Source organism: Enterococcus sp. AZ129 (assembly GCF_051714505.1).
GTDB classification, from domain to species: Bacteria; Bacillota; Bacilli; order Lactobacillales; family Enterococcaceae; genus Enterococcus; species Enterococcus faecalis.
In genome coordinates, this window is the sequence record NZ_JBIORY010000001.1 from 501,043 (window position 1) to 513,874 (window position 12,832).

Below are 12,832 nucleotides of genomic sequence, written 5' to 3' on the forward strand. Positions count from 1 at the left end.
AATTATCTCGCTAAATGTTCAGTTTGTTGTTGAGAAAAAAGTTGATAACTGACAAAAACTTCTGCTCTTTTGTTTACTTCTAATTTAACGAAAATATTGTGGATATGTGTTTTTACTGTCCCGATTGATAGGAATAGTTCGTTGGCTATATCTTGATTTGTTTTGCACTCTAAAAGTAACGAAAGCACTTCTCGTTCTCGCTGCGTTAATTGATAGGCATCACAAAAAGGCGCCAAAAGTACGGGTTCATCTGATTGATTTTCTTCCAATTTAGCAGCGTCTTTTTCAAGAACCGACAGAGGAAAATCACGATTACAGAAGTAGATAATGGCGATCGAGAGAATGATTGTATAAATATCTTCAGAAACGTTTCGGTTGTTAATTTTAAAGACAATATCAGAATATTGGTCAATGTTAAAAATAACGAAGGTATCTTCCAAAAGAATCGCCACACCGAAACCAATGCTTAGCCAACCAATAAAACGAAGATATTTTTTCGCAAGGGCTGATAAAGGATCTATTCGTAGTTGATAGAGCGCATAGCATCCAAGGTAAATTAAAAATAGCTGATTGGGTAAATAGTACAACCAAACTTTTAAGGCGGAATTTTGTGAAAATGGAATAGCTAGCATCCATAAACCAATTAAAAATAACCAGACAAATTGATAATTTTTAAAAGGACGACCACTAATAGTATTGATAATAGCCAGATAGGCAAAATTACAACAAATAAAAATGATGGTCTTTAAAAAAGGTGCGGTCATAAAGGTCTGATTATATTCGGTTGCAAACGAATTAATGAACTCAGTCATATAAACAATCACATTGTCACAAATAAAAATAACCATTAAAAAGAGAAGCAATAAAAAAATCGGTTGTTTATTTTTCAAGTAAAGATTTAAGGTAAAGGTTGAAGTAAACGAATATAAAATAATCAACAAGATGTTATAAATAAAAACAAATGTCACGATTGGAAACCCCTTTCATCTTTTATTTTAAGTGAATGATTTTTCAAAATAATTATACCATTTTCAAATCTATGATTGGTCAGAAATTAAAGAGAAATCCGCCTAAACTTTTATAAACCCCTGGTGTACCAACGGTTTATAACCATAAATAAACTTTTTTTAATGAAAAATCACGCCAAAAAAGAAAGCGTTTTCTGACTTTTGGCGGATAGTAAACTCTTCGCTAAACTTGGTAAAGTCAATGTGTAAACAAAAACAACTTTTAGGAGGAACACATCATGAAAAGAGATTACGTTACAACAGAAACATATACGAAAGAGGAAATGCACTACTTAGTCGATTTATCATTAAAAATTAAAGAAGCGATTAAAAATGGGTATTATCCGCAACTGTTAAAAAACAAATCTTTAGGAATGATTTTCCAACAATCTTCAACTCGAACACGAGTATCTTTTGAAACTGCAATGGAACAATTAGGTGGACATGGCGAATATTTAGCACCTGGTCAAATTCAATTAGGGGGACATGAAACGATTGAAGATACCAGCCGTGTATTGTCACGTTTAGTAGATATTTTGATGGCTCGTGTGGAACGTCACCATAGTATTGTTGATTTAGCTAATTGTGCTACCATCCCAGTCATTAACGGTATGTCTGATTACAATCATCCAACCCAAGAATTAGGTGATTTGTGTACCATGGTTGAGCATTTACCAGAAGGCAAAAAATTAGAAGATTGTAAAGTTGTCTTTGTCGGAGATGCGACACAAGTTTGTTTTTCTTTAGGATTAATCACAACAAAAATGGGCATGAATTTTGTTCACTTCGGTCCAGAAGGCTTCCAATTAAATGAAGAGCATCAAGCGAAATTAGCAAAAAATTGTGAAGTTTCAGGCGGTAGCTTTTTGGTCACAGATGATGCAAGTTCTGTTGAAGGCGCTGATTTCTTGTACACGGATGTTTGGTATGGCTTGTACGAAGCGGAATTATCTGAAGAAGAACGTATGAAGGTTTTCTATCCAAAATATCAAGTGAATCAAGAAATGATGGATCGGGCAGGTGCCAATTGTAAATTCATGCACTGTTTACCAGCAACACGTGGGGAAGAAGTAACTGATGAAGTAATTGACGGTAAAAATTCTATTTGTTTCGATGAAGCAGAAAACCGTTTAACATCTATTCGTGGCTTATTAGTATATCTTATGAATGATTATGAAGCAAAAAATCCTTATGATTTAATCAAACAAGCAGAAGCGAAAAAAGAACTAGAAGTTTTCTTAGACACTCAAAGCATTTAACGGCCAACTGTCCACTGATTGAAAAAATGAATCAGTGGACAGTTTATAAAGAGAGGAAGAGTCTTCATGGAGGGGAAAAAGAAATTTAGTTTAACGAGTGCCATTTTATCAGTCATCTGTGTGGTTTTCGTTGCTGAAGCAGCGGCGCCTGTTGCTGCAATTGGTAATTCTCAGTTTTTTTGGTGGATTTTCTTATTAATTGCATTCCTATTGCCATATGGGTTAATTTCATCAGAATTAGGAACAACTTATATTGGTGAAGGGGGCATCTATGATTGGGTGACCAAAGCATATGGTCATCGTTGGGGTGCCAGAGTTTCTTGGTATTATTGGATTAATTATCCATTGTGGCTAGCTTCATTAGCCGTTATGACGCCAGAACTATTAACGACAATTACAGGTATTAAGTTTTCAACACCGATGATGATTATTGTTGAATTAATTTTTACTTGGATTGTGGTTTGGATTAGTTTTTATCCAGTCAGCGACAGTATCTGGATTCTAAATGGAGCTGCCGTAATCAAGATGGTTTTAGCAGTCTTAATTGGTGGGCTAGGATTGTATGTAGCCTTGACGAAAGGTGTTGCCAACGAATTTACCTTGAAATCAATGCTACCAACGTTTGACTTAAGGAGTTTATCTTTTATTTCTGTAATCATTTTTAATTTGTTAGGGTTTGAAGTCATCTGTACGTTTGCAGATGATATGGAAAATCCTAAGAAGCAAATTCCACAAGCTATTGTAGCAGCGGGGTTAGTCATTGCGGCCATTTATATTTTTTCAGCCTTTGGAATTGGGGTAGCGATTCCCACCGATCAAATTAGTACCGGCAGTGGTATGATGGATAGCTTTAAACTATTGACAGGCTCGACAGAAGGTTGGTTCATTATGTTGATGGCTTTCCTATTCCTTCTTACGTTGTTCGGCAACATGATTTCTTGGTCATTAGGAGTCAATAATACAGCTTGTTATGCTGCTGAAAATGGTGACATGCCTAAATTTTTTGAAAAACGTAGCAAGAAAAATGACATGCCAATTGGGGCTGCTTTGATGAATGGCATTGTGGCATCGGTGGTCATTGTATTAGCACCAATTTTACCTAATCAAGATTTATTCTGGGCCTTTTTCTCCTTGAATGTCGTCCTATTCTTGTTATCGTATATCCCAGTTTTCCCAGCTTTTTATAAGCTTAGAAAAATTGATCCCGATACACCACGTCCGTTTAAAGTTAACGGAAAACCAGGATTTTTAAAAGTTTTAGTGGTTTTGCCAATGATTATGATTATTATTTCACTGATTTTCACAGCAGTGCCTTTAGATTTTAGTCCCGCAGCATTAAATGAAAAATTACCAATCACAATTGGGGCAATCATTTTTATTCTGTTTGGTGAAGTAATTATTTACGTGAAAAAAATTAAGAAGGGAACGAAAGAAAATGGCTAAACGAATTGTAGGAAGTACCCCTAAACAAGATGGCTTTAGAATGCCAGGAGAATTTGAACCACAAGAGAAAGTTTGGATGATTTGGCCAGAAAGACCGGATAATTGGCGTGATGGTGGTAAACCTGTCCAAGAAGCGTTTACTAATGTGGCCAAAGCAATTAGTCAGTTTACACCGATGAATGTGGTGGTTTCTCAACAACAATTTCAAAATTGCCGTCGCCAATTGCCGCCAGAAATTACGGTTTACGAAATGTCAAACAATGATGCCTGGGTCCGTGATTGTGGACCATCATTTGTCATTAACGACCATGGAGAAATCCGTGGTGTGGATTGGACATTCAATGCTTGGGGGGGATTAGTAGATGGTTTATATTTCCCTTGGGACCAAGACGATTTGGTTGCACAAAAAATTTGTGAAATTGAGCATGTAGATTCTTATCGTACAGATGATTTTGTTTTAGAAGGCGGTTCATTCCACGTAGATGGACAAGGAACAGTCTTGACTACAGAAATGTGCTTATTAAGTGAAGGTCGAAATCCACAACTTTCAAAAGAAGCAATCGAACAAAAATTATGCGACTATTTAAATGTTGAAAAAGTTCTTTGGCTAGGTGATGGAATTGACCCAGAAGAAACTAATGGTCACGTGGATGATGTAGCTTGTTTTATTGCACCTGGTGAAGTGGCTTGTATTTACACCGAAGATCAAAATAGCCCATTTTATGAAGCGGCACAAGATGCATATCAACGTTTGCTTAAAATGACTGATGCTAAAGGACGCCAATTAAAAGTCCACAAATTATGCTGTCCTGTCAAAAACGTGACCATTAAAGGCTCCTTCAAAATTGATTTCGTGGAAGGAACCATGCCACGAGAAGATGGCGATATTTGTATCGCATCCTATATGAACTTTTTAATTACAAATGATGGCGTGATTGTGCCACAGTATGGTGATGAAAATGATCGTTTGGCTTTAGAGCAAGTTCAAACGATGTTCCCAGATAAAAAAATTGTCGGCGTTAATACGGTAGAAGTTGTTTATGGGGGCGGCAATATTCACTGTATCACACAACAAGAACCAAAGCGCTAGGAGGGAAAAAGATGTCAAAAATAGTGATTGCATTAGGTGGAAATGCGTTAGGAAATTCTTCGAAAGAACAATTGGCAAAAGCACAAACCGCTGCAAAATCGATTGTTGATTTAATTGAACAAGGCCATCAAGTGGTGATTGCTCATGGCAACGGGCCACAAGTTGGCAAAATTCGCTTAGCTTTTGAGGAAACGAGTCAATCTCCAGAAGATGTCGTGCCGTTTCCTGAATGCACAGCAATGAGCCAAGGCTATATTGGCTATCATTTACAACAAGCAATTGATGAAGAACTAGTAGCCAGAAATTTAGGGGAACAACCAGTTGTTACGTTAATTACACAAGTCGTGGTGGATCCAAAAGACCCAGCGTTTACAAAACCAACAAAACCAATTGGTGGTTATTATGACGAAGAAACAGCCAAACAATTGATGGCGGAAACTGGGAACGTCTATCAAGAAGATGCGGGTCGAGGCTGGCGACGGGTAGTTCCTTCACCAAAACCAGTTGATATTTACGAAAAAGTTAGCTTGCGAACACTTGTTGATGCAGGACAGATCGTAATTGCTTGTGGTGGTGGCGGGGTTCCTATTGCCTATGATGGTCCAGTCTATCATGGTGTAGATGCAGTCATTGATAAAGACTTTGCGGCAGCTAAAATGGCTGAACTCATTGAAGCAGATGTTTTTGTGGTATTAACTGCAGTAGAACATGTTTTTGTTAACTTTGGTCAAGCAAATCAACAAGCTTTGACCGATGTTACGGTTACGGCAATGCAACAATATATAGAAGAAGATCAATTTGCGCCAGGTAGTATGTTACCTAAGGTGGAAGCGGCCATCAGTTTTGCAGAAAGTAAACCAAACCGCCAGGCGATTATCGGGCTTTTAGAATTAGCTTCGGAAGCAATCAAAGGAGAAAGTGGTACACGAATTACACAATAAATTCTCAGTATTTAACTTTCACAAAAGACTAAAACAAACGCATTTAGCGGGCTATCTTAATCGTTAGAGAGTAGGACATCGGTCGTTTTGACGGATGTCCTACTCTCTATTTTGTCTTTTTAACGAACAAAACTGTTAGTTGTCATGCAAAAATAAACATAGTAAGATAATCTTTAAATGGTATAGGAGGATAAAAATGTCTAAATTTTTAAAAGTAATCGGAATAATTGCTGTTTTGTTAGTCATAATAGGCGGTGCAGCGTATTGGTTTATACTCAAAAAGTTCACTCCTGAGGCAGAAACCCCAGCAATGTACAATCAAGAGAGAATTGTTAAAACGATTGAAGACCAATTAAAAGAAACAGATGTACAAAAAGCTCGGACCAAAGCACCGTTGATTATTGAAAAAAATATCACTGAATTACAGCAAGCGATTGCCGAAGGAACATTGACCTATGAAGAACTTACGGCGTTTTATTTGGACCGTATTTTACAGTTCGATCAAATAGATAATGGCATGAACAGCATCTCTGAAATCAATCCGCAAGCAATTAAGGAAGCAAAGGCATTTGACCAGCAAGCCTCTCAAACACCGAAGAAGCCTTTGTATGGTATTCCTGTGACTTTGAAAGAAAATATAAATACGACCAACATGATTTCGAGTGCAGGAGCGTATGCCTTACGCACGTTCAAGCCTAAGGAAGATGCGGAAGTAGTTAAGAAGTTAACAGAGGCGCAAGCTTTGATTTTAGGAAAAGTAAACTTATCTGAACTAGCGAATTATATGTCAATAAAAGCACCAAGTGGCTATAGTTCCAAACATGGACAAACACTTAATCCTTATGGGCCACTCAAAATAACACCTTCAGGTTCAAGTTCTGGGAGTGCGGCTAGTGTGACGATGAATATCGGCGCCTTCTCTTTAGGCACTGAGACGATGGGATCGATTGTTTCCCCCGCTTCTCATCAATCAGTGGTTGGTTTTAAACCGACCCACAGTTCAGTAAGTGGCGAAGGTGTTTTACCATTGGCACCATCATTAGATACAGTTGGCCCGATTGCCCGAAGTGTCGTTGACGCTGCGCAAGGCTATAATGCGTTTAAGAAAGACACGGTTCCGAGGATTGATTCAACGAAATTTACTAAAAATAACTTACAAGGTCAACGCATTGGGTTGCTAGAAATGCCAAGTGCTGAAGAAGAATTTACGGCTGCTAAAAAGGCCCTCCAAAAAGCTGGAGCAGAAGTGATTCCGTTAACACCAGACATGGAAGGGATTGATGGCGGGAAAGTTATTTCCAATGAATTTAAGTTTGCATTGGAAGAATTTGCGAAACGTTATGACTTACCATTTAAAACACTGGAGGAACTAATTGCGTATAATCAACAAGATAAAAAGGTTCGTGCCAAGTATGGGCAAGATTTATTAGAAGCAGATGTTAAAAAGAAACAACCAGATAAAGAAATCATTCAAACAACCATTAAAAAAGCACAGCAAACGTTTGATGCGTTGCTAAAAAAACAACAATTAGACGGATATGCCTTTATTGATTCTGAAGGTACGGGTTTAAGTGCTGTGGCAGGATATCCTGAATTGACTGTTCCTTTGGCGAAAAACAGTGAAGGACAACCTTATGGGCTGACTTTTACACAAACTGCCAATAAAGAGCAAACGTTATTTGAGCAAGCTTACAGCTTTGAACAAAGTACAAAAGGACGGATAGTACTTTCAGACAACGAGCTGTTGGCAAACAGTAAAAAATAAATAGAGATGAGCAGTAAAGGGAAACTAGGAATGGCGAAACATCTGTATCAAACCTAATAAAGATAATCGACCTACAAATGAAAGGAATTGTTTGTAGGTCGATTATTTAGGTGAGTCGTTTTTTTTTTGCTTTTTTAGGCGAATGTTTTCATGTAATAAGTTAATAAGTGGCCAGATTCGAGAAATAAGGCCGTCAATTTTTAAGCATATCAATAAAAAGAGTGAACGATGGCTGTGTTTGAAGCATGAATATGTGTGGTTGCTTCCGCTTTCACAACATTAATTTGGAGCGCTACCGTCGTAAAGGGTTCTGCTGCAGGAATTATTAGATGGAAACAAATCCATGAATACATAGAAGATTAAAACAAGATGAAGAAAATATTGTGGCAATAAAGGATATCAGAAAGCTTGCGCAATAACTATATGTAGTGTTTCGATATTTTCCGAATCAATATATAGTATTAAAATCTTCTTTTTATTCCGAAATCTGATTGACTTGTTTTTTAAAACGGAGTACTCTTATTGAGACGTCAACAGAGAAAAGTTTGGTTTTAGGAAGGTCGGAAATTTGTTGTGAATAAGAATTTTTTGGTGAATGATTTTAAAGGTTGGGAAACGAGAAGTTACTTGTTTTTAGCTTTGATGGTGGGGGTACAGTTGATTGCATTTGCTATCAATCCATCGAATTGGATTACGTTAGTAGGTGGTTTAGCCGGCATCATTTGTGTGAATTTAATTGCCCAAGGAAAAGTCAGCAATTACATTTTTGGGTTAATCAGTGCAGTGATTATTGGCTATTTTGGGTTAGTGACACGGGTATATGCGGAAGTTCTTTTACAAAGCTTCTATATTATTATGGACATTACAGGGCTTTATGCTTGGCTTCGGGCTAGCGAGGATGGCTCGGGTCAAGTAACCGAAGTAAAAGTTTTAAAAGGTATTCAGTGGTTGTATGCCTTTTTCACGTGGCTGCTCATTGGCGTAGCTGCATATATTTTGTTAGGTTTTGTAAATGATGCGCAACAAACATTAGATGCAATCACGTTCAGTGTTTCAGCGACAGGGATGTTATTGATGATTAAACGTTATCAATCGCAATTCGTGTTTTGGCTACTAGGAAATATTTTTTCAATTTTGTTATGGTTCCGAGCAGGGACGCACGCTGGTGGTGATTATGCGATATTTGTTATGTATTGTATGTATACTTTTAACTCAATTTTTGGTATGTTTAATTGGTTGAAGATAAAAAATAAAATGGAAAAAAATAGGTAGGGAGTTCGATGGCAGTGATTGTTTTAGCAGGTACGATTGGCGCTGGTAAATCTAGTTTAACAGCTTTAATTGCAAACCGTTTAGGTTCAGAAGCCTTTTACGAATCAGTTGATGATAATGAGGTATTACCTTTATTTTATGCGGAACCGGAAAAGTACGCATTTTTATTACAAATTTATTTTTTAAATAAACGTTTTGATAGTATTAAACAAGCATTAACGCATGAAAATAATGTATTGGATCGCTCGATTTATGAAGATTCATTACTTTTTCATTTAAATGCAGATTTAGGTCGTGCCAACGAAACAGAGGTCAAAGTGTACGATGACTTATTACAAAACATGCTCCAAGAATTGCCGTATGCTGCGCATAAAAAAAGACCTGATTTGTTAGTTCACATTCGTATTTCATTTCCCAAAATGTTGGAACGCATCAAAAAACGTGGCCGTCCTTATGAACAAATTGAGACAGATCCAACGTTGTATGATTACTATCAAATGTTGAACGAGCGTTATGATCAATGGTACGAAGACTATGATGAAAGTCCTAAAATTCAAATTGATGGCGATAAATATGATTTTGTCGAAGATCCTGAAGCGTGTCAATATGTCTTGGCGTTAATTGAGAAGAAAATTGAAGAATTAGAAAGATAAATAAAAAGAAGCAAGTCCGGACTTGCTTCTTTTTGACTTAAAATGTGGATAGATAGGCTAAAGTTGCTACTAAATAAAGGAGTGTAGTGCTAAATTATAGAATCGGATTTTAACCTTCCCCTAAGTTAAAATCGGATAATCTATCCATCGACAGTTTAAGTTTGTATAAAATAGCGGTAGCTATTATCAACGAAGTCATTCATCGGTTGACCTGACTTCTCTAGAAGTATACCATCGAAAATAACCGACAGTTGTTCAAAATTTGGACTTAGTAAGTGTAAATTTTGATTGAAAGTTTCTGTAAATCAATCATTTATTCAAAAAATAATGCTCGAAAGAAGGAAGATAAATGGGCCAAATTTGGTTTGAACGCATTCTACGTTGGCGCAAAAAAGCGCAACGATTTTTACAAGGACGTTATGCCCGGTTTGATGAATTGAATCGAACGCTGTTGCTAACAAGTGTTGTGCTGGCGCTCATCAATATTTTTACTGGCTATCTTTGGGTTCGGTTATTGATTTTAATCACAGTCGCCTACGTGTATTATCGCTTTTTTTCAAAACATATTCACCCGCGATTGAATGAAAATCAACGGTTTATTCTTCGAAAACAACGCCTAATGCAAAAGGTTCATGCTTTTCGCAAGCGACACCTGACTCAGAAAGAGTATCGTTATTTTAAATGTCCAAAATGTCAGCAGTCATTACGTGCGCCGAAAGGACGAGGAACAATCAAAGTCACTTGTTCAAAATGCCAAAATCAATTTATCAAAAAAGTCTGACCTTCTGTGTTTTTTGGTCTAGGCAACTTTTGGACTTGTGGTATACTTGAGAAAAGAAACCATTGGATATTCTAAAAGGGGAATATCTTGTTAAAAAAGGAGAGAAAAAACAATGGAAATTAAACGCCAACAAGAAATTGTTGAAGCGTATCACTATGATATGCGAGTACCTGATTCAGAAGTAGAGACAGATTTACGTGTCAGTTTTTCACCAATTGAAGTAGAAGAAGAAAATTATCCAGAAAATAGCTCAGCACTTGTTGCTCGCTTAGAATTTCGAATTGTCTTTGACGAATTTGTTTTATCAGGGGCGATTAGTCAAATTAATCACATTATTGATCGTAAAATTGAAAAACAAGAAGATATTTCGCAAGAAGAAGTCGATGAACTTGTGCGTCCTTTATTTAGCATCGTCGAACGTTTATCTTATGAAGTAACTGAAATTGCTCTGGATCGTCCAGGTGTTCAATTGAATTTTCAACAATCAGAAGAAGCTTAACCTTTAAAAACAGCGTTTGTAACGGATTCCGTTACAAACGCTGTTTTTATTCTTGTGAAGATTTAGCAACCAAAGCTTTTTTAAACTGTTCATAATTTTTTGTAGCGATATCTACATAAGCAATCGGCTGACCAACTTTGGTTATTTTTTCGGGAAGATAGGGAGCGAGCATTTCATTGTACAAAATGAACGCAGCTTCTGGTACTTCCTCTGAAAGAACATCATAACTGATAAAGTCAATTTCATAGGTTGGTTGAAAAAAGGCTTTGATGTTTTGCTGCTCTTTATTTGAAAAGAGCCAAGGACCCGCATTTGCAGGGCTTCCCACGAATAACGTCGCTCCATCACGGTTGACAGAAAGGATCCAACAAATTTTTTGCATACGCTTACACCTCCTAGAACTAAGTATACCACGTCAGCTTAAAAGAAAGAGGACAAAAAACAAATTATTTTTACAGTGACTAGTAAAACAACGCTTGGTGATAGTTTTAAACTATCGCAACGGTTATTTTCTATCAAAAAGTAAGCAAATTATCCCACTATTTGCTATAAAATAAGGTACAATAGAACTATCACTGGAAACAGTTTGCTGTTTTCAGGGTATTTACTGGAGAGTGAGTACCGGGAACCTTTACTTCCTTTGATGTACTTGTCATTAAAAACATAGGGAGGAACTAAAATGACAACATTCATCACTGTATTAGTGATCCTTGCATTTATTGCTGTGTTATTCGGTTTCTACCAAATGCAAAAGAAACATTTAAAATTCTCAACACGTGTCTTTTCAGCATTGGGCGTGGGGATTGTTTTAGGTGCAATTATTCAATTTGCTTTTGGTACAGACAGTAAAATTACTACGCAATCAATGGAATGGATCGGGATTGTAGGTAATGGTTATGTAGCGTTTCTACAAATGCTCGTAATTCCGTTAGTATTTGTATCTATTGTAGGTGCATTTACAAAAATGAAAGAATCCAATAAATTAGGAAAAATTAGCTTTAATGTGTTAGCTACCTTACTAGGAACAACAGCAGTAGCTGCCTTGGTGGGGATTGGAACAACCTTAGCGTTTGGTCTTCAAGGGGCAAAATTCACGCAAGGTGCTGCAGAAACGTCAAGAATTGCCGAGTTAGCGACGCGTCAAGATGCGATTCAAGATTTGACAATTCCCCAACAAATCGTTTCATTTATTCCTAAAAATGTCTTTGCTGACTTTGCGGGAACACGACCAATGAGTACCATTGGGGTGGTAATCTTTGCTGCGTTTGTTGGTGTCGCTTATTTAGGCGTTCGTCGTAAAGCGCCAAAAGAAGCTGAATTTTTTGCAAATTTAATTGATAGTTTATATAAAATTACCATGCGAATTGTTACCTTAGTTTTACGCTTGACCCCTTATGGCGTGTTAGCGTTAATGATTAATGTTGTAGCAACAAGTGATTTTGTTGCGATTATTAACTTAGGTAAATTTGTGTTGGCATCGTATGTGGCCTTAATCATTGTTTTTGCCATTCACATGTTGATTTTAATTACTTTAAAAGTCAACCCAGTTACGTATCTAAAAAAAGTTTTTCCAGTCTTGAGCTTTGCTTTTACTTCTCGTTCAAGTGCAGGAGCTTTACCATTAAATATTGAAACACAAACCAAAGCACTAGGTGTTGATGATGCCACAGCAAACTTTGCTGGTAGTTTCGGTTTATCTATTGGACAAAATGGTTGTGCCGGCGTTTATCCAGCTATGTTAGCAACCATCGTTGCACCAACTGTTGGAATTGATGTCTTTAGTTTACAATTTATTTTAATGTTAGTAGCAGTTGTCACAATCAGTTCATTTGGCGTAGCCGGTGTCGGCGGCGGAGCAACCTTTGCTTCTCTAATCGTTTTAGGCGCAATGAACTTGCCAGTTGCAATTGTTGGTTTAGTAATTTCAGTTGAACCACTTATTGACATGGCGCGGACAGCTGTTAACGTTAACGATAGTATGGTTGCAGGTGTGTTAACAAGTGCTCGTATTCATGAATTAGATCGTGATGTCTTAAATGATCGCGACGTTGTCTTAGATGCAAATATCTAAATCAATAAAACGAAAAGAGAGTGGGACAATAGTCAGAAAAAATCTGATTAT

11 protein-coding genes and 1 pseudogene are annotated in these 12,832 nt (G+C 37.0%); 10 read left to right on the plus strand and 2 right to left on the minus strand.

Annotation, left to right across the window (positions count from 1 at the left end; translation table 11 throughout):
• Positions 1 to 2: 2 nt before the first annotated feature.
• Entirely contained in the window at positions 3 to 848 is an 846-nt protein-coding gene (locus tag IGJ90_RS02505) for a helix-turn-helix domain-containing protein (RefSeq protein WP_002392183.1), read from the minus strand.
• Positions 849 to 1,246: 398 nt separating this feature from the next.
• Between IGJ90_RS02505 and ptcA the strand changes: the two genes are divergently transcribed.
• From ptcA to IGJ90_RS02550, 9 genes and pseudogenes are all read left to right on the plus strand, one after another.
• Positions 1,247 to 2,266: a putrescine carbamoyltransferase gene (gene ptcA / locus IGJ90_RS02510; protein WP_002355587.1), complete on the plus strand. Its 1,020-nt coding sequence runs from the start codon at positions 1,247 to 1,249 to the stop codon at positions 2,264 to 2,266.
• A gap of 66 nt (positions 2,267 to 2,332) precedes the next feature.
• Entirely contained in the window at positions 2,333 to 3,709 is a 1,377-nt protein-coding gene (locus IGJ90_RS02515) for an APC family permease (RefSeq protein ID WP_002355588.1), read from the plus strand.
• A complete protein-coding gene (gene aguA, locus IGJ90_RS02520) occupies positions 3,702 to 4,799 on the plus strand; it encodes an agmatine deiminase (RefSeq protein ID WP_002364800.1) in 1,098 nt (365 codons plus the stop codon). Before IGJ90_RS02515 ends, aguA begins: the two co-directional genes overlap by 8 nt.
• Before the next feature lie 11 nt (positions 4,800 to 4,810).
• The gene (gene arcC, locus IGJ90_RS02525) at positions 4,811 to 5,740 is read left to right on the plus strand and encodes a carbamate kinase (protein ID WP_002366182.1); all 930 of its coding nucleotides are present in this window, start codon (positions 4,811 to 4,813) and stop codon (positions 5,738 to 5,740) included.
• 196 nt (positions 5,741 to 5,936) lie between these two features.
• A pseudogene (locus IGJ90_RS02530) lies at positions 5,937 to 7,522 on the plus strand (amidase family protein).
• Between the two features lie 556 nt (positions 7,523 to 8,078).
• The gene (gene pnuC, locus IGJ90_RS02535) at positions 8,079 to 8,777 is read left to right on the plus strand and encodes a nicotinamide riboside transporter PnuC (protein ID WP_002355593.1); all 699 of its coding nucleotides are present in this window, start codon (positions 8,079 to 8,081) and stop codon (positions 8,775 to 8,777) included.
• 8 nt (positions 8,778 to 8,785) lie between these two features.
• A complete protein-coding gene (locus IGJ90_RS02540; RefSeq protein WP_002355594.1) occupies positions 8,786 to 9,430 on the plus strand; it encodes a deoxynucleoside kinase in 645 nt (214 codons plus the stop codon).
• A 349-nt stretch (positions 9,431 to 9,779) separates the two neighbouring features.
• Positions 9,780 to 10,211: a hypothetical protein gene (locus tag IGJ90_RS02545; RefSeq protein WP_002366185.1), complete on the plus strand. Its 432-nt coding sequence runs from the start codon at positions 9,780 to 9,782 to the stop codon at positions 10,209 to 10,211.
• Positions 10,212 to 10,323: 112 nt separating this feature from the next.
• Positions 10,324 to 10,710 (plus strand): DUF1149 family protein, encoded by a 387-nt coding sequence (locus IGJ90_RS02550; RefSeq protein ID WP_002358717.1) that lies wholly within the window; start codon positions 10,324 to 10,326, stop codon positions 10,708 to 10,710.
• 46 nt (positions 10,711 to 10,756) lie between these two features.
• On the opposite strand, the gene IGJ90_RS02555 is transcribed toward IGJ90_RS02550, so the two are convergent.
• The gene (locus tag IGJ90_RS02555; protein WP_002366186.1) at positions 10,757 to 11,092 is read right to left on the minus strand and encodes a hypothetical protein; all 336 of its coding nucleotides are present in this window, start codon (positions 11,090 to 11,092) and stop codon (positions 10,757 to 10,759) included.
• Between the two features lie 297 nt (positions 11,093 to 11,389).
• On the opposite strand from IGJ90_RS02555, the gene IGJ90_RS02560 reads away from it, so the two are divergent.
• The gene (locus tag IGJ90_RS02560) at positions 11,390 to 12,781 is read left to right on the plus strand and encodes an L-cystine transporter (protein WP_002355598.1); all 1,392 of its coding nucleotides are present in this window, start codon (positions 11,390 to 11,392) and stop codon (positions 12,779 to 12,781) included.
• Positions 12,782 to 12,832: the final 51 nt, after the last annotated feature.

Bases quoted from the DNA above. Each gene is read 5' to 3' on its own strand.
- IGJ90_RS02540 (WP_002355594.1), top strand. From the start codon at position 8,786: ATGGCAGTGATTGTTTTAGCAGGTACGATTGGCGCTGGTAAATCTAGT.
- IGJ90_RS02545 (WP_002366185.1), top strand. From the start codon at position 9,780: ATGGGCCAAATTTGGTTTGAACGCATTCTACGTTGGCGCAAAAAAGCG.
- IGJ90_RS02550 (WP_002358717.1), top strand. From the start codon at position 10,324: ATGGAAATTAAACGCCAACAAGAAATTGTTGAAGCGTATCACTATGAT.
- IGJ90_RS02560 (WP_002355598.1), top strand. From the start codon at position 11,390: ATGACAACATTCATCACTGTATTAGTGATCCTTGCATTTATTGCTGTG.
- arcC (WP_002366182.1), top strand. From the start codon at position 4,811: ATGTCAAAAATAGTGATTGCATTAGGTGGAAATGCGTTAGGAAATTCT.
- aguA (WP_002364800.1), top strand. From the start codon at position 3,702: ATGGCTAAACGAATTGTAGGAAGTACCCCTAAACAAGATGGCTTTAGA.
- IGJ90_RS02555 (WP_002366186.1), bottom strand. From the start codon at position 11,092: ATGCAAAAAATTTGTTGGATCCTTTCTGTCAACCGTGATGGAGCGACG.
- IGJ90_RS02515 (WP_002355588.1), top strand. From the start codon at position 2,333: ATGGAGGGGAAAAAGAAATTTAGTTTAACGAGTGCCATTTTATCAGTC.
- IGJ90_RS02505 (WP_002392183.1), bottom strand. From the start codon at position 848: ATGGTTATTTTTATTTGTGACAATGTGATTGTTTATATGACTGAGTTC.
- ptcA (WP_002355587.1), top strand. From the start codon at position 1,247: ATGAAAAGAGATTACGTTACAACAGAAACATATACGAAAGAGGAAATG.